This is a genomic window from Vibrio nitrifigilis (assembly GCF_015686695.1).
GTDB classification, from domain to species: domain Bacteria; phylum Pseudomonadota; class Gammaproteobacteria; order Enterobacterales; family Vibrionaceae; genus Vibrio; species Vibrio nitrifigilis.
Map to the genome: position 1 here is coordinate 837391 of NZ_JADPMR010000004.1, position 18086 is coordinate 855476.

Sequence of the window (18086 nt, forward strand, 5' to 3'; positions counted from 1 at the left end):
ACCAGACTCAGTAATATGGCTATCTCATATTGGCAAGAGTTGTACGCTACTCAGCAATAGCGTAACCAATAAAAGCAAATTATATTTATTACCAGAATATTCACTCTAAGCGTTTTGCTTAGAGTGTTTTTTTTATCAGAAATTTATACATTAAATAAAAATCCCCACAGTAAATACATTGTAGGGATAGTTAAAAATTAGTTAACTGAAGGTATTAAAATACAAAATTTAATTCATTTCAAACACTACTCTTTTATTAATTGACTGTATTGGTCGGTTATTATTTCCCATGACCTTTTTTAATCTCATATTTTGTTCTTCTGATAGCGATTTAGATTGTTTTAGAATTACCCACTTGACACCTTCACTGCACGGTGGCGTGGTTAACGAACCGTTAAATTGAAAGTATTTTGATGTGTCTGGGATTAACTCTGCAACTTTCAATCCTGCTGTTATCGGAGTTTGGCCTCCCTTAATTGGCAATGTATTCGTGAGGTGTTGTAGCGCTAGGTTATTGTTCCCACTCTTAAACATAACAGCGACAACCAACAGATTTCCACGCTCATCTTGGTTAACAAAATGTGCTTCTAACGGATATCGACGACTGCGAATTAAATTTTCTGCAGGGGTATGAAAATGAAACTGCTTTAAGGAATACGCCTTGCCATCGAGTAATACTCGGTTATTTCCTGTAACATTTGCTTGAAGGGTGTGGCCGTTATTCACCAAAGATTTTACACTTCCTAAGTATTCGACGGACAAGGATTTTTGCATGGCGCGCGGGTTTCCCTGAATGTTGATCGGACTTTGCGATTGCCCTTCGACACATGTTTTAAACACCTTCCCCCAATGCTCAGGGCCATTGGTATCACTGTAACCCCACTCACTCGCCACCGCGGCTCCACACCACAAACTCGACACTATTATCGGCATAACCCATTTATTCATTACGCAACCTCAAATAACATAAACAATAATTAAATTAGTAACTTATGATGAAAAACAATCATCATTTACATCATACAAAGGCTTTTACTTTCCATCTGAATAGCAAATATTATGAAATGTTACGTTGCAAATAATGGTTTATATCAATAAAAACATCTTAACTAACTGATTAAGATGCATTTATTACTTAATGCACCCTCTACTTTAGAAGCATAATTATTTACATTTCTTTTGATCTATCACAGACTCTGCGTGACTAACGTCCCAAAACGGGTGACTTAGCAAAATTAAAAACGTAAAATTTATGAAAGAGATACCGAGAGATCAATACCTTATGCAACAAGATTACCGTTACGATTGTTTAAACCAGACCAGCAAAGAGGAGCTGACTGAGCTTGCGATGCGGATAATGCACCGTTTGGTTCCAGAGCCTGTCGTACGGGAAATCTACCACTTTGAACCAGAGGAAAAGGCGAGTACAGAGCGTCAACAAGAGGCCTATTTTGACGCTACGTTACGGTTACATGCGGTGGCTTTAGGGGAAATTCCTACAATTTTCAAAGAGTCACAAAATGCTGAGCAGAATATCGAACGTATGACTCGATTGGTGTTGTGGCACTTTTACGCCATTGGTTTTCAATTGGATAAAGCGGTGAGCTTAAAAGCCCATTGTGAGGAAGTAGAAACACGTCTGGCCAAGTCGACACCTAACGAAGCGTTAGCGTGGTCCACTCTGTTAACAGAGCTGTTATATCGTTATTCAGAGCTGCATCAGCAGCAATAAGTAACTCAATCGATAGTATTATGATCATACCCAATCAGCCTCTATCTGCTTGGGTATGAATCACATAAAGCGGTTATTGGCAGCAAACCACCCTTCATATTTATCATATCTAATCCAGGCTAGTACTCTTATCTAACGTTGTATATATTTTCTACGTAGAATGACTATGTCTTCAAATCAGTGCCTTGCCTAAGAGCGAATACATTCTCGCTGAAACAGCATCTTGAGGTTACTTGGATATACACCATTAATCTTACCTAGCAGTTCCCCTTACCTGTTTTCCTTCTATCCCGTGTTCTATCAAAGGCATACTGTAGAAAAAGTAAAAGCAAGGCACACTCGCCTTGCCTTAAATTGTATTTGTGCAGCCTAAGCCTTGCACGCACTAACTAGACGTCACTATAGCAACTCTAAGCGCGGTGTTACGGGAATCAATCTCTTAAAACATATGGACTACGCCTGATGCGTATAATCGATGATGACTTGGTTTCCCTCTATATATACGTTTTGAATTTCTCCATCAACGCTAATTCGGTTTTGCAGGTGCACAACAACCTCTGCCCCCGTGTAATTTGCCTTTAATGTCGGTAAAACGTTATAAGGTTCAACATGTAATTGCTGGCAGAATTTGGTAACAAAACCCATTGTAAGCGGTGCATTACCACGTAAAATTCGTGAGAACTCCATCTGACTCAGCCCAAGTCGCTTACTCATTTCCATTTGGGTTATCTGCATTTTTGCTTTTTGTGACATCCAAACGTTATATAACGCAGTGCGATCTTCTTGATTGAGCTCCATGACTCGTCTCCTAACGGTTCTTGATGCCCAACAAAATGACAAATGTCGATAAATTGAATGTCAATCGACGGTGAGATTCTGTCTAACTTTATTACAATGGCCTAATCTGATGACCACAAATTCACCAACTGTTGTTTTTTTACGCACATTTGTGCTATTTCATTTCTTAAACCTAATTTTTTAATTTGCTAATTTGTGTGATGTGGCACATTTTTGAAGTCTCACAATTCACTCTAATCGGCCCTTTTTAGGTCTATTGATAGATTTATAGCACTCACTACCTCTCAATTTCAGACTCTCACTGGCGGTATTTCGCCAAATATAACCGCACTATCGATAGAATTCCGCACATTAGTTGTGAAGTTTTCTTATCAAAATGGCATAAAAAAAGACCTCACATGGAGGTCTTTTGCTAATGAGCTTGAGGTATTTACAGCACTTTCGCTAAGAACTGTTTTAAACGGGGGTGGCCATCGCCACCAAATACAGCTTGAGGACTGTCATCCACCAGCAAAGCCCCCTCTTCCATAAATAGCACCCGGTCAGCCACTTCACGAGCAAAGCCCATTTCATGGGTAACGATAACCATGGTCATGCCTTCTTGAGCCAAACCTTTAATTACGTCGAGCACTTCACCCACCATCTCAGGATCGAGCGCTGAAGTGGGTTCATCAAACAACATAAGATCAGGCTTCATCGCTAAGGCGCGCGCTATGGCAACACGTTGCTGTTGACCACCTGATAAGTGTGACGGGTAGTTGTTCATGCGATCACCGAGGCCAACTCGTTCAATAAGCTCTCTCGCATGCGTCTCAGCATCTTTTTGCGAACGCTTCGCGACGATGCGAGGTGCAAGCATCACGTTTTCTAATGCGGTTTTATGGGGAAATAAATTGAAGCTTTGAAACACCATACCGACATTTTGTCGTAACCGGTTAATGTCGGTCGTGCTGGCGTACATATCCACGCCATCGATTTCAATCGACCCTGCAGAAATCTCTTCTAGCTGGTTCAATGTGCGTAGAAACGTTGATTTTCCCGAACCAGAAGGACCAATGATCGCAACCACTTCACCGCGCTTAATCGTGGTTGAAACCGACTTCAGCGCGTGACAACCGTTGGAGTAATATTTGTCGACATCTTTTGTAATTACGATGTCATTACCTTGATATTGATTAGTCACTTGCTGATAACCTCTTCTCTAAACGTTGTATACCCCAAGATAGTGACCCTGTCACTACTAAATAGAGAGCAGCAACGGTGAACCAAACTTCAAATGGTGCAAAACTACCACTTACAACTTCTCGCCCTGCTTTGGTTAAATCGGTAATTGAGATAACCGATACCAATGACGAGTCTTTAATCAAGTTAATGAACTGTCCCGCTAAAGGCGGTAGGGTTTTCTTCATTGCTTGCGGCAAAATAATGTAGAGCATCGCTTGCCCGTAATTCATGCCTAGGGAGCGAGCGGCTTCCATCTGCCCATTAGGGATCGCTTGTATACCCGCACGAACAATTTCTGCGACGTAAGCACCAGTAAAGACAGAGAGCGCGACGACACCAGCGGTAAAGCGATCGAAATCAAGGACTGTACCAATAAAGAAATAGACGATAAAGATTTGGACCAACAATGGCGTGCCGCGAATCAATTCGACATAAGTTAATGAGAGATCACGACAAGTGGTATTTTTCGCCACCCTCATTAAACCAAAGACTAATCCGAGCGCGACGGCAAAGATCAATGAGATAAACGAAATTTTAATCGTGACCCATAAGCCTGTTGCAATTGGACCAAAACGCCATTGACTCAGTTGTGCGACAGTATCACCTTGGAAAACCAAGTCACCATCAGACACCAATAATTGATTGTATTTTTTAATGATCTGTGGGGAGTCAGAATTATCTAACTCAATAACCAACTGTTTACCTTTTAACTCAACTGTGCCATCACCTTGCGCACGAATATCCTGCATATCCGTGTTAATGACGTATGGCCACAATCGATCCCAGTGCCAGTTGTAATTGATGCTTTTGCCGGCGCCATAAATTGCGCCAATCATCAAAATCATAATAAGAGCATAAATAATATGCCCCACCCAACGTGAGGATTTTAACTGCATCACTCTATTCTCTTTTTATTTGGGTTAAATCAGGGCAAGCCTAAGCTTGCCCTGTAGATAGTGATTAAAAAAGTTTATTGGACGTTTTTCAACCAGCTGTCTGATTTGAACCATTTGTCGTAGATACGTTCGTAAGTTCCATCACCCTTGATTTGACGTAAATAGTTATTCAAGAAGTTAAGGAAGTTAGGATCGTTTTGACGAATCGCCCAACCTAGTGGCTCGTAAGTAAACGGCTTACTTAGGTGTACGATACCATCTTTGTGTTGCGCAGCATAAATCGCGTTGTATGGGAAATCGTAAACAAAGGCATCAGCCTTGCCATTCGTAACTTGCAGCACTGAGTCCACTTCAGTGTCATACAGATCAAGTTTCGCTTTTGGCAAATATTTTTTCGCCGCTTCAGCACCAGTAGTACCTAGCTTAGTTGCGATAGTATATTTTGGATTATTCAGATCTTTGTAGCTGTGAATTTTGCCTTCAAGTTTTGAAGATAAAATGATGGATTGGCCAATAACAATATATGGCTGAGCAAAGTTCACTTTCAAGTTACGCTCTGGCGTGATAGTCATACCCGCCATGATAATGTCACATTTGTTGGTTTGCAGTGCTGGAATGATGCCATCCCAAGCGGTATTTACCGGTACGTATTTAACACCAATCGAGCGCGCCATATGTTTCGCTACATCAATATCAAAACCAATGAATTGACCGTTTTTCGCCTTCATTTCAAATGGCATGTATCCCGCTTCAAAACACACTTTCAATTCACCGGCGTTCAACACACTTTCTAATGTTGAATCTGCCGCCATTGCATTTGAAGCACTTAACGCAGAACAAGCTAAAACGATGCTAGCTACGGTCGATTTAACAAACTTATTCATAATGTCCCTTTTTTAGTTTTGTTATTCATTTTTTGTTTATCGTTTTCCGATCACGAAATGCGATGTTATTCATCATTGTGAAACAATGATGTTGCACGCAACCCACAGATAATGCGCGATAATGTCATCATTTTTCAACACTTTATTTTCATAAGACATAGCTTAACAGCAAAATATATGAAAAAAGACACTTATAAAAGTCGACATTGTTGTCACGTTAGGTTGATTATTCGCCACTTAACGTATGTTACCTAGCTAGGCCATCACGGGCTCACTAGCACAACAACGAAGAAATCTTCACACAAATCATAATAAGTGCGGCAAATGGTCAATTCCCTGTTTCAATTGACCACAATTCTTAATCGGCTTACTGGCGAAAATTCGACAGTTTACCTATTAGGTACTATTACAATGCAATTATGTCGCCAAAATCCGAAAAATTAGCGTGTTTGGCTATTTTTCCACCAATGGATACTCAAAACCGCTTCGTGATCTCATTTTGAATCAATATCACACCTAAACGATGAACGAGTTCTTTTCACTTCAGTACAATCCCCCAAAACCCATGCACTGTAATAGTTCACTTTTTGCACCATAAATGAGCAGAAATATTATAGTACGCACAAAAAATCCCAGCGCTGGCTGGGATGCTTACTTAGATTTTAATAATCAGTGTATTAGCGGCCGTTTGGCTCACCAGTAACACTCTCGGCTTGTTTTGGTTCCGGACGCATCGATGCCCATGCGTACAGCAATTCTAGCGCAACGGTTGCACCAGCAAGCGCTGTGACATCACTGTTATCATACGGTGGCGAGACTTCGACAACATCCATGCCTACCAAGTTGATGTCGTGTAGACCGCGAATAATTTTCAATACTTTATCGGTTGTCATTCCACCAATCACTGGTGTGCCTGTCCCCGGTGCAAACGCCGGATCTAAACAATCAATATCAAAGGTAAAGTATGCCGGACGTTCACCGACCACCGCTTTAATTTGCGCAACGATTTCCTCTGGCGTTAAGTCATTCGCCTCCATCGCGTTAATCACGTTATAAGCGTGTGTTTCCACTTTATATTCAGTACGGATGCCGATCTGAATGGAATGACGATCGTTAATTAATCCTTCTTTTGGCGCATGATAAAACATAGTGCCATGATCATAAGCACTGCCATTAGGATATGTATCGGTGTGAGCGTCAAAATGGATCAGCGCCATTTCACCGAAATGTTTCGCATAAGCACGGAGAATAGGCAACGTAATAAAGTGGTCACCGCCGAGTGCGAGCATCATTTTACCGCTTTTAAGGATTTCTCCTGTCGCCGCTTCAAGACGATAGGTAAAATCTTCGGCGTCACCACAATCAAAGACTAAATCGCCACTATCCACCACTTTTATACGCTCAAATAGTTTGAAATCCCAAGGGAATTTTTTTGCTTCCCAAGCAAGGTTCACTGAGGCACGACGAATCGCATCCGGCCCCATACGTGCACCAGGTCGACCCGATGTTGCCATATCTAACGGCACACCTAAAACCACCACATCAGCATCAACATCAATGGGATCTTTCACGTAAGGCTGGCGAACAAACGTCATCGCATTTGAATACAGAGAATAATCAGTTTTACTAAACAAATCATTCATTTAAAAATCCTCTAAATAAGTGTAACCACCTAAACCTTGTTCAAGCTCGTTCAGGATCGCTTCACGCTCACTCTCTGCCACTCGCATTTCAAGCAGTTCTACGTAATTTGCGCGAATTTTATCAACATCGATATGCACATAGCGCATCATATCCTCAACGGTATCTCCTTCGTTGATAAACGTAATATCAGGCTCACATTCTGGCGTGATATTAACGACTGCACTGTGTGTATCGCCAAATAGGTTATGCATATCACCTAATATCTCTTGATACGCACCCACCAAGAAAAAGCCCATTAAATAAGGCGTATCTTTACTCCATTTAGGCACGGCCAGTGTACTTTCAATCCCCTGTCCTTCTACGTAATGTTCTACAGCACCGTCAGAGTCACAGGTAATGTCTAACATCACCGCACGACTTTGCTCCGTATTTTGCAACCCAGAAAGTGGCAATACTGGGAATACTTGATCGATACCCCACGCATCAGGTAGCGACTGAAACAGAGAGAAATTAACGAAAAACTTATCCGCAAGGCGCTCTTGCAATTCATCGATTATTGGTCGATGGAAACGGTTTTTTGTACTCATTTTTCCACTTAATTCGTGGAAAATACGTAATGTTAACTGTTCCGCCCAAGCACGCTGGTCAAGCGATAATACCCCAGTGGCAAATTGACTATGCACTTCCGATAAATCGTTTTGTGTGTCGTTATAGATTTCGATTAACGCACGGTCGTCTGAGCCTTGCTGTAAGCTTTCCCAACTGCGCCACATATTGTTCAATAATAGTGATTCGCTATCTTCTGGCTCTGAAACCGTTTCCGGAGAATACGCTTCTGCGCCAATCACGTTTGTGATCAAAACCGCATGATGAGCGGTGATAGAACGACCTGATTCCGAAATAATATTTGGCATCGGTTCATTGTACAATTTACAAATATCGCCGACAGAACTCACTACATTACGTGCATATTCAATCAAACCGTAGTTCATAGAGTTAGACGACTGACTGCGGGTACCATCGTAGTCAATCGCCAAACCACCACCAATATCAAAGTACTCAACTGGTACATCGCGACCACGCAATTCACAATAGAAACGTGCAGCTTCATTAACACCATTACGTACGTCTCTAATATTGGCCATCTGCGATCCAAGATGGAAATGGACTAATTGTAACGCACACAATTGGTTTTCTTTTTTCAAGCGACTAATCACCGCCAGCACTTGGGCAGCAGACAGACCAAATTTAGATTTTTCACCGCCACTGGATTGCCATTTACCCGCCCCTTGAGACGCTAAACGAATACGGAGTCCCAAACGAGGTTTAACACCTAACGCTTTCGCTTCGGTTAACACGGTATCCAGTTCAGACATTTTTTCGAGCACAATGAACACACGATGACCCAGCTTCTCACCAATCAATGCTAGGCGAATATATTCGCGGTCTTTGTAGCCGTTACAAATGATCACCGAACTTGCTTGCTGAGCCATCGCGAGTACCGCGAGTAATTCGGGTTTACTGCCCGCCTCTAGTCCCAACTGCTTGTTCGTTTGACCCACTTGGCTAGCGAGTATCTCATCAACCACTTCTTTTTGTTGGTTCACTTTGATTGGATAGACCAGAAAATAGTTGTTTTGATATTCATACTCGCTTATCGCTTGGTTAAACGCTTGGCAAATACCATGAACACGTTGGTGCAGAATTTGGGGGAAACGCACCAGTACCGGTGTATTAATACCTTGTGCTTGCAACGCGTCAGCGATCTTAGTTAAAGCGATACCGTGAGGCTGATCTTGCCTCGCGTTAACGACCACTTCACCTTGATCATTAATAGCAAAAAAACCCTGACTCCAGTAATTCACATTGTAGTCAGCACGAACTTGGTCTAGTTGGGATTGATTTTCCACGTTTATCTCTCATCTAATTCGTTATCAGTCATTGTCATCTTGCTGTGTGGAATGATTCCACAGCAAGTTTGATTCCTGTGCCTGAAAAACAAAAAGCACCTGACAATGTCAGGTGCTTTATGGAGAAAAAACATTAGTGTGTCTAACAATAAAAATGAATCGTAACGACAACGCGATTCAATAATGCATGAAGAGTCATATTAATGATCTAATCATTCATCATCTTCACCATGAAGCCACGCTTCAAATTTCTTATTGCCATATAAAGATTCTAAGTCATCTTCATCGGCTGCCGCTTCTTTTAACGACGAACTGATCTCGAATGCTCGCTGCAAATCCTCTAATGCTTGCTCTTCAGCACCTAAACGCGCATAGGCACAAGCGCGTTGATACAACGCTGGACCATTGTTTTCATCTAATTCTAGTACACGATTACAAAGACTCATTGCCCAGTGATATTCTTTGATTTCCATTGCGGCGTCGGCTTTATACGTTAACGCTTCTAAATCACCCGGACGAATTTTGAGGATCTCATCATAAACTTCGATTTTTTGATCAGGCGTCTGCATGCTCTGAGCACGCAACCATAAGTTGTGGATCTCATTAATGATTTCAATTTCGCGGTTGTTTTCAGTGATGATACGAGTTTTACGTTTCAAATCGCGCTCTAATGCTAAGAATTTCTTCTCGTATTCTTGGGCAATTTTATTTAAGCGCTTATCTGCCATCTCACGTGTGTTGATTTTTACTTCACGTAACGAACGCCAACCGATCAAAGCAATCAAGGAAGCAACACCCGCAATGATATAGAAGAAATACGTCACCGTGACATTGGCATAATTCATTGATTTATCGGCAACAGAAAGTTCCCGATCTGTGATTTGCACAGTAAGACGGCGCTCTAGATCTTGCTGATCGGTCCGTAATGATTTCAGCTCATTTAAAATATAACTTTCGACTAATGGTCGATCTAATAAAGGAGATTGTTGGTATGACGATGATTTCTGGCTGGATTTAGGCTGAGTTTGTGCTGCATTATGTTGACTATCACTATTCGCTGCAAACGCAACAGACGTTGTCAGTACCACACTACCTAAAATTACTAATAAACGTCTTATCACGTATTATTCCTCAACGGGTTGGCCGGTTTAAAAGCTGTCTTTATAAAATCCGGTGTTATCAATGAATCACTTTCCATAACCATAACATCTCTGCTTATGCTTTCCAGTGCACTAACTGTGAAATTCTACGTTTTTATCCTTTTTGTTTACAAGTCAAACAATCGATTTACATCATATTTTCCTTATTTAGATCTGTTTATGACTTGAAAACCTCTCCTTAAATGTTTAGGGTTCTAATAAATAACAACATGATAAAAATGCTTAATTTTCTAATATTGAGATGAAATTATGATTGCAAAACACTTTATTGGTTAAATAAAGTCAAAAAATCATTTTCTCGTTAACATTAAATTATTTAGACCTATTAACATTTATCTCACTCTAGTACGTTACCTTTCATGTACTAATGTTTATCACTCTTAGGAGAATCACATGACTCACACATGGAAAACGCTATTTGCTACTTCAATGGCAATATGCGCTGTGTCTTCATCGGTGGCTTTAGCCGCTGATTTACCAGGTAAAGGCATTACTGTCCAACCTGTACAATCAACTACACCAGAAGAAACATTCCAAACCTTAATCGTCAACAAAGCGATGCAAGCACTTGGTTATACGGTAAAACCGACCAAGGAAGTGGATTATAACGTGGCCTATACTTCCATCGCTGCGGGAGATGCGACCTACATGGCGGTTAACTGGACACCTCTGCACGACGGTAAATACGCCAAAGCCGGGGGCGATAAAAAGTTCTATCGTAAAGGCGATCTTGTTTCCGGTGCGGCACAGGGCTACTTGATCGATAAAAAAACCGCTGAAAAGTATCACATTACCAATATCGCTCAGCTCAAAGACCCAAAACTGGCCAAACTATTTGATTCCGATGGTGACGGCAAAGCGAACCTCTCTGGTTGTAATCCCGGTTGGGGTTGTGAAGGCGTGATTGAACATCAGCTCGATGCCTATGGGCTACGCAAAACCGTTGAACATGATCAAGGTCAATACTCCGCGATTATCGCCAACACCATTACTCGATATAAAAAAGGGAAGCCCATTTTTTATTACACTTGGACTCCATATTGGGTAAGTGGCGTCTTGGTTCCGGGAAAAGATGTGGTTTGGCTTGAAGTACCATTTTCTGCGCTTCCAGGTGATCGCAGTGATGTCGATACCAAATTGCCTAATGGTAAAAATTATGGATTCCAAATGAATTCAATGAAAATTGCTGCCAATAAGCAATTTGCCGCTGATAATCCGACCGCTGCAAAACTGTTTGCCATCATGAAGATCAACATCAATGATATTAGTGCTGAAAATATGATGATGGCACAAGGCCATAACTCTCAACGTGACATGGAATCACATGCAAACGGTTGGATTAAAGCGCACCAAAAACTGTTTGATTCTTGGATAAAACAAGCCAAAGCAGCAGCGAAATAATCCCACAGGATCGCACCACTTCATTAAAGAAAACGAGCCCCATCCACTGGGGCTTTTTCACCTATCAATATAGGACTATACCGCTAATGAAGTTCTCATTCTAAGGATGTGCTATTGGGTTAGATCTATCGTACACATAACAATCTAGCACGTTTTTAGTGTTATCTAAATTAAGAGCCATTTTCCACAACGCTTAGCGCCACAATCCCCCCTTCCCCCTCATTAAAAACAGGGTAAAATTGGTTAAATATCAAGCGCATTTTTAGCTTTAGCCAATAAACTACATTCGCCTCAAAACATTCCACCTCAAATAAATTTTAGTGTTTAACATAAATTTATTATCATTTAATATCAAATACTTATCACCATAACATGCTTAACTTCAAACACTTGGGACTTGAAATAGGAAAAAATAATGTTTAGTGTACTATGCATATTTGTTGCATGAGGCAGTGCACAATAAAGACAACAAAGGATATTAACCATGTCGACCATGTTAGAAGTGAAGAACCTCTACAAAGTGTTCGGAGAAACACCTGACGAGGCATTTCCTCTTTTGGAGAAAGGATTAGATAAAGACCAAATCTTCGAACAAACTGGCCTTACCGTCGGGGTTAAAGATGTATCTCTGACCATCAATGAAGGTGAAATTTTCGTTATTATGGGGCTGTCCGGCTCCGGCAAATCGACCCTAGTTCGTTTACTCAATCGTTTAATAGAACCGACCCGTGGAGATGTGTTATTACGCGGTCGTGATATCTCAAAAATTTCGGCCGAGGAATTGCGACAGGTTCGCCGGCAAAACATTGCAATGGTATTCCAAAACTTTGCGCTTATGCCCCATATGACGGTATTAGAAAATGCATCGTTTGGTCTTGAACTGGCCGGAGTGGCAGAACAACAGCGCCACGCTGCAGCCAACGCTGCATTAGAACGCGTTGGTTTAGGCGCTAATGGTGATTCTTATCCAGACGAACTCTCTGGCGGTATGAAACAACGTGTTGGTCTTGCCCGAGCGCTCACTAACGACCCAGATATATTATTAATGGACGAGGCATTCTCGGCACTTGACCCATTAATTCGCACTGAGATGCAAGATGAATTACTGCGTCTACAAAACGATGACCAACGTACCATTGTATTTATTTCCCACGATTTAGACGAAGCGATGCGTATCGGCGATCGAATTGCAATTATGCAAGATGGCGTCGTTGTTCAGGTAGGGACACCGGATGAAATTCTCCACAACCCGGCCAACGATTACGTTGAATCCTTTTTCCGCGGTGTTAACGTTGCGAGTGTGTTTACAGCCAAAGATATCGCTCGTAAACGCCCTAACGCGGTATTTAGAAAACATGATAACGACGGCCCAGCCGCCGCCATGCAGATCCTTGGCGATAACGATCGTGATTACGGTATCGTGGTTGATAAAACCAATAAATTCTCCGGCATTGTTTCTCTCGAATCTTTAAATATCGCAAATAAAGAACAACGCTCGCTGACCAGCGCCCTACTTCCTGAAATAAAAACTATCGATCCAACCGTATCAGTCAGTGACTTAATTGGTCATGTGGCTGACGTACCCTATCCGGTACCGGTTGTGGACGAAGAGGGAAATTATTACGGCGTTATTACAAAATCGCGATTGTTACAGACATTAGATAGGGAGTAATCATGACTGTTGAAAATGCAACCAATGCAGCACAAGCCTCTGATCCATGGGGTGCAGCAACACAAGCCGCTTCATCTGCAGCTTCATCAGATCCATGGGGTTCCACTACCGCAGCGGCATCGTCTGCGCAACCTGCGGCTGATTGGCTAAACAATGCGGCTCCAGAACCATTTAGCTTTTGGCACCCATTTCGCGATGCCATCATTCCTTTCGATCATTGGGTAGAAACAGCGCTTAATTGGCTCGTTAGCCATGGACGTCCGGTTTTCCAAGCGATTCGTGTACCGATCGATCTCATTCTAAGTTCGTTTCAAACTGCATTAGTTTCAACACCAGCGCCTATTATGCTAGTCATTTTGGCCTTGTTAGCTTGGCAGTTTGCTGGTCGAAAAATGGGGGTAGCTTCTTTTATATCACTGATTGTGATCGGCCTCATCGGCGCTTGGGATCAAGCGATGGTGACGCTCGCTCTGGTGATGACCTCGGTCTTTTTCTGCTTGTTAATCGGCTTACCCATGGGAATATGGCTGGCGAGAAGCGAACGGGCAGCCAAAGTGATACGCCCGCTACTTGATGCAATGCAAACAACCCCAGCATTCGTTTATTTGGTGCCAATCGTGATGCTATTTGGTATCGGTAACGTACCTGGCGTCGTCGTGACGATTATTTTCGCGCTGCCACCGATTGTGCGTTTAACTATTTTGGGGATTCAGCAAGTGCCAGAAGAATTAATCGAAGCAGGCCATTCCTTCGGCGCAAGCCCAAAACAGATGCTCTATCGCATCCAATTACCGCTCGCAATGCCAACGATCATGGCAGGCGTAAACCAGACTCTTATGCTGTCGCTTTCCATGGTCGTCATCGCTTCTATGATCGCAGTAGGTGGTTTGGGTCAGATGGTGTTACGCGGCATTGGCCGTCTTGATATGGGTCTGGCTGCTGTTGGTGGTTTAGGTATCGTTATTCTGGCGATTCTACTCGACCGTATTACGCAGAAAGTAGGGGAAAACAACCGTGACCAAAAATCTCGTTGGTACCACAGTGGCCCTATTTCAATCTTTTTCCGTTCAAAAAAATAATTTATTCAAGGGCTGCAGGTCTATTCCGTTTCTGCGGCCCGACTGCACACAATGTTAGGAGAATAACAATGAAGAATGCATGGAAGACGCTACTCGTATCGAGCATCGCTGTCAGTGCTACCTTGTCTGCATCGGCTTGGGCTGCGAAGTTGCCCGGAGAAGGTGTTACCGTTCAACCTGTTCAATCCACCATCGCTGAAGAAACTTTTCAGACTCTTATCGTCAATAAAGCGATGGAAGCACTCGGTTATGATGTAAAACCAACCAAAGAAGTGGATTACAACGTGGCTTACACCTCGGTTGCTGAAGGTGACGCCACGTACCTAACGGTTAACTGGGAACCTCTGCATGATGGCAAATACCAGAAAGCAGGCGGTGATAAGGCCTTTTACCGCAAAGGGACTTACATCACGGGTGCGGCGCAAGGTTATTTAATCGATAAAAAAACCGCGGATAAGTACCACATTACCAATATCAAACAATTCCAAGATCCTAAGATCGCAAAACTGTTTGATGCCGATGGCGATGGCAAAGCGGATTTATCCGGTTGTAACCCAGGCTGGGGCTGTGAAACGGCGATTGAACATCAGCTTGATGCTTACAAACTGCGCAAAACGGTTGAGCATAACCAAGGCCAATACTCAACCATCATGGCCGATACCATTGCTCGTTATAAAAAAGGTCAACCGATCTTTTATTACACATGGACCCCTTATTGGGTAAGTGGCGTTTTAGTTCCAGGGAAAGACGTGGTTTGGTTACAAGTTCCATTCTCTTCAGTTGCAGGAAAACCGAATGCGGATACCGCTCTTCCTAATGGTAAAAACTACGGTTTCCCAATGAACGTAGAACACATCGTGGCGAATAAGAAATTTGCTGAAGCGAACCCTGCTGCTGCAAAACTTTTTGAAGTGATGAAGCTGAGCATCAACGATGTTAACGCAGAAAATATGATGATGTCTCAAGGACATAATTCTGAGCGTGATATCGAAGCGCACGCAAATGGTTGGATCAAAGCTCACCAAAAACTGTTTAATTCTTGGATTGCAGCTGCAAAACAAGCCGCAAAATAATCCGTGATGAGAAAATGGGGCTAATACGTTAGCCCCATAGTGATGGGAGATTACGTTGGATATTCACGAAGAAGTACTTGTCTCTATTCGACAAATCATACGAGCAATTGATTTACGCTCAAAAAAGCTTAACAAAGACTTTGGCTTAACGAGCCCACAGTTATTGTTAATGCGTGCGATTAAACAATCGCCGAAATTAACCATTCGTCAATTATCTAAAGAGACGAACATGAGTCAGGCGACAGCAACAAGCATTCTCGATCGCCTAGAAAAACGTGGGTTTATTACGCGCCAACGTGACACCGTTGATAAACGAAAAGTACACGCAGTAATCACGGAACCTGGAGAAACCATTCTTAATAAAGCACCACAATTACTCCACGATGATTTTATTAATAAATTTCAGTCACTTCCTAAATGGGAGCAAACCTTGTTACTGTCTTCATTACAACGTTTATCTAGCATGATGAATGCCCCAGAAGTTAGCCATGAAAACCTTATTTTAACCCTCCCACCAGACCACCTAGACGATCCCCACTAGTTTATACACGCATACACACGGTATTTAACGACCAACAACTGATGCCTCGGTAATGAACCTCATTCGAATTTTTAAGAACGAAAACCTTTATTTGGTCACTCTTACCGAGGCTTTTTATCATTTGTGATACTGATCAGGCGTGATAGACAACGAATACACTACCCTTCAACCGACAGTATTTATAATGAGACTCATAAATTTTTATTGTGTTTCTCATAAACTTATAGCATGTTAGCCAACGCTAAATAAACGCCTACAGTGATACTTAGAAATATATGGGAGTCTTACGTTGAACGAATATCAAGATGTGTCGTTATTGATAGCGCGCTTGGCGCAAGCTGATGAACAACAGCAAATAGTTCAACTTAATGAGATGGTCGATAGTGGCCTAGATGAAGGCTCGTTAGCGAATCTATTAGAAGCGTTTCCTGTTGAGCAACGTGTCAGAATGTGGCGCAACCTTCCCCTAGAGTTACATATCCCAGTACTGACAGAAATGCGTTCGGAAGTGCGTTTTTCGGTCATCAATGCGCTCTCTGAAGCAGAATTAAAACTGACACTGGCTAAACTCGATAACCTCTCCTTGATTGAGTGGGCAGATTCGTTACCAGAAGAGATCATCGCGGATGCGATGCGTTTAATCAGTCGCGATGAATTAGAACTTTATGACCGCGCCAAAGAATATAGCGATGAAGAAATTGGTCGTTGGGCTGAGCAAAAAGTATTTACTCTACCGATTGGTATTAGCGTAAAGCGCGCTAAGGTATTACTCGATAAATACCAGTTTGAAACGCCTAAATACGTTTACTTGACCAACCGCGCGAAAAAATTCCGTGGCATGGTGCTCTATAGCGATATCGTGACTGCCCCTGAAATCAGTCAATTAAAAACACTAGCCCAAACAGAATTAGTGACACTGAATGCCCACCAATCGATTACTGATGCGATTGATGCCATCGAGCATTCTGATGTCCCTGTGGTGCCTGTCGTCGACGAAAACGAATCACTAGTTGGGCATGTTGATTGGCAATTTGCGCTCAATACTCAACGTGAAATTTACGAAGCCCGCTTAATGGCTGGTACCGGTATGGACGAAGGTGATGACCTATTCACACCGGTCATTAAAGGGACAAAAAAACGCGGCTTATGGCTAGGTATTAACCTTCTCACCGCGATTCTGGCTTCGATGACCATCGGAATGTTTGAAGATGTGATCTCGAAAGTTGTCGCTCTGGCTGTATTAATGCCGATCGTGGCATCGATGGGAGGAATCGCTGGTAGCCAGACCTTAACCTTAATGGTCCGTGGCATGGCACTCAATCAGGTGACACAGGGCAACCGATTTGCGCTACTTAAAAATGAACTGAGTATTGGATCAATTAACGGTGTGATATGGGCGGTCATTATTGGTGGAATCGCTGGATTGTGGTTTCAATCTGCAGTTCTGGGCTCAACCATCGCATTAGCGATTGTTATTAATATGGCCACGGCTGCATTCTTTGGTGTGATCATTCCGATTTTATTAGACAAATTTAAACTCGACCCAGCACTCGCAGGCTCGGTTATCCTTACCACTATGACTGACGTAATTGGCTTTTTTGCCTTTCTCGGCACCGCCAGCTTAGTGATGCTTTAATCCTGATATCACGCTGGTATCACAGTTATCCCCCAAGTGACCTCAAGATGCAGAACTCAGTGTTTCATCTTGAGGTCAAAGCCTGATTTTTTATCTCCTGCCACTTGAACCTACTCGCAACGTCCCTATATATCTTTTAAGACCTTACTGAAATGACTATGTCTTCAAATCAGTGAGTTACCTAAGAGCGAAACCACTCCCGCTGAAACAGCATATTGAGGTTACTTGGGTATACAGAAATTGTTAATTGAAGAATAGATAACATTTTTACATAGAGAACTGAGACTATGATGAATAGAGGGAGAAACAATTTAAAGCAATTTTACCGATAGCGTCACTCAAACGACTCATTCGTTTCGCGTGCATCTCTTGATGAATCACCATCTGACTCACCATGTCCATGACGCATGTTCGTTAGTAATTAAGAGAGGGAACC

At 42.4% G+C, this 18086-nt stretch carries 15 protein-coding genes; 7 read left to right on the plus strand and 8 right to left on the minus strand.

Features of this window, described 5'->3' with window-relative positions; genetic code table 11:
• Window positions 1-228: 228 nt before the first annotated feature.
• Window positions 229-948 (minus strand): carbonic anhydrase, encoded by a 720-nt coding sequence (locus I1A42_RS20160; protein ID WP_196124676.1) that lies wholly within the window; start codon window positions 946-948, stop codon window positions 229-231.
• 334 nt (window positions 949-1282) lie between these two features.
• Between I1A42_RS20160 and I1A42_RS20165 the strand changes: the two genes are divergently transcribed.
• On the plus strand, window positions 1283-1732 hold the full coding sequence (locus I1A42_RS20165; protein ID WP_196125683.1) for an exoribonuclease R: 450 nt from the start codon (window positions 1283-1285) through the stop codon (window positions 1730-1732).
• Window positions 1733-2185: 453 nt separating this feature from the next.
• On the opposite strand, the gene I1A42_RS20170 is transcribed toward I1A42_RS20165, so the two are convergent.
• From I1A42_RS20170 to I1A42_RS20200, 7 genes are all read right to left on the minus strand, one after another.
• Window positions 2186-2530 carry a helix-turn-helix domain-containing protein gene (locus tag I1A42_RS20170; protein WP_161158334.1) on the minus strand — a complete coding sequence of 115 codons (345 nt, stop codon included), beginning with the start codon at window positions 2528-2530 and terminating at the stop codon, window positions 2186-2188.
• A gap of 430 nt (window positions 2531-2960) precedes the next feature.
• The gene (locus tag I1A42_RS20175; protein WP_329604854.1) at window positions 2961-3713 is read right to left on the minus strand and encodes an amino acid ABC transporter ATP-binding protein; all 753 of its coding nucleotides are present in this window, start codon (window positions 3711-3713) and stop codon (window positions 2961-2963) included.
• Entirely contained in the window at window positions 3706-4650 is a 945-nt protein-coding gene (locus I1A42_RS20180; protein ID WP_196125685.1) for an amino acid ABC transporter permease, read from the minus strand. Before I1A42_RS20180 ends, I1A42_RS20175 begins: the two co-directional genes overlap by 8 nt.
• Window positions 4651-4724: 74 nt before the next feature.
• Window positions 4725-5534, minus strand: a complete 810-nt coding sequence (locus tag I1A42_RS20185) for a transporter substrate-binding domain-containing protein (protein WP_161158335.1) — start codon at window positions 5532-5534, stop codon at window positions 4725-4727.
• A gap of 677 nt (window positions 5535-6211) precedes the next feature.
• Window positions 6212-7177 (minus strand): agmatinase, encoded by a 966-nt coding sequence (gene speB, locus I1A42_RS20190; RefSeq protein WP_196124677.1) that lies wholly within the window; start codon window positions 7175-7177, stop codon window positions 6212-6214.
• Window positions 7178-9088 (minus strand): biosynthetic arginine decarboxylase, encoded by a 1911-nt coding sequence (gene speA / locus I1A42_RS20195; protein ID WP_196124678.1) that lies wholly within the window; start codon window positions 9086-9088, stop codon window positions 7178-7180.
• Window positions 9089-9300: 212 nt separating this feature from the next.
• Window positions 9301-10209, minus strand: a complete 909-nt coding sequence (locus I1A42_RS20200; protein WP_196124679.1) for a tetratricopeptide repeat protein — start codon at window positions 10207-10209, stop codon at window positions 9301-9303.
• A gap of 432 nt (window positions 10210-10641) precedes the next feature.
• Between I1A42_RS20200 and proX (I1A42_RS20205) the strand changes: the two genes are divergently transcribed.
• From proX (I1A42_RS20205) to I1A42_RS20230, 6 genes are all read left to right on the plus strand, one after another.
• Entirely contained in the window at window positions 10642-11649 is a 1008-nt protein-coding gene (proX, locus tag I1A42_RS20205; protein ID WP_196124680.1) for a glycine betaine/L-proline ABC transporter substrate-binding protein ProX, read from the plus strand.
• 484 nt (window positions 11650-12133) lie between these two features.
• Window positions 12134-13321: a glycine betaine/L-proline ABC transporter ATP-binding protein ProV gene (proV, locus tag I1A42_RS20210; protein WP_196124681.1), complete on the plus strand. Its 1188-nt coding sequence runs from the start codon at window positions 12134-12136 to the stop codon at window positions 13319-13321.
• Between the two features lie 2 nt (window positions 13322-13323).
• Window positions 13324-14400: a glycine betaine/L-proline ABC transporter permease ProW gene (proW, locus tag I1A42_RS20215; RefSeq protein WP_161158340.1), complete on the plus strand. Its 1077-nt coding sequence runs from the start codon at window positions 13324-13326 to the stop codon at window positions 14398-14400.
• Window positions 14401-14468: 68 nt separating this feature from the next.
• A complete protein-coding gene (gene proX, locus I1A42_RS20220; RefSeq protein ID WP_161158341.1) occupies window positions 14469-15473 on the plus strand; it encodes a glycine betaine/L-proline ABC transporter substrate-binding protein ProX in 1005 nt (334 codons plus the stop codon).
• Window positions 15474-15528: 55 nt separating this feature from the next.
• Window positions 15529-16014, plus strand: coding sequence for a MarR family winged helix-turn-helix transcriptional regulator (locus I1A42_RS20225; RefSeq protein ID WP_161158342.1), 486 nt, complete (start codon window positions 15529-15531; stop codon window positions 16012-16014).
• Between the two features lie 289 nt (window positions 16015-16303).
• On the plus strand, window positions 16304-17650 hold the full coding sequence (locus tag I1A42_RS20230; RefSeq protein ID WP_196124683.1) for a magnesium transporter: 1347 nt from the start codon (window positions 16304-16306) through the stop codon (window positions 17648-17650).
• Window positions 17651-18086 lie beyond the last annotated feature (436 nt).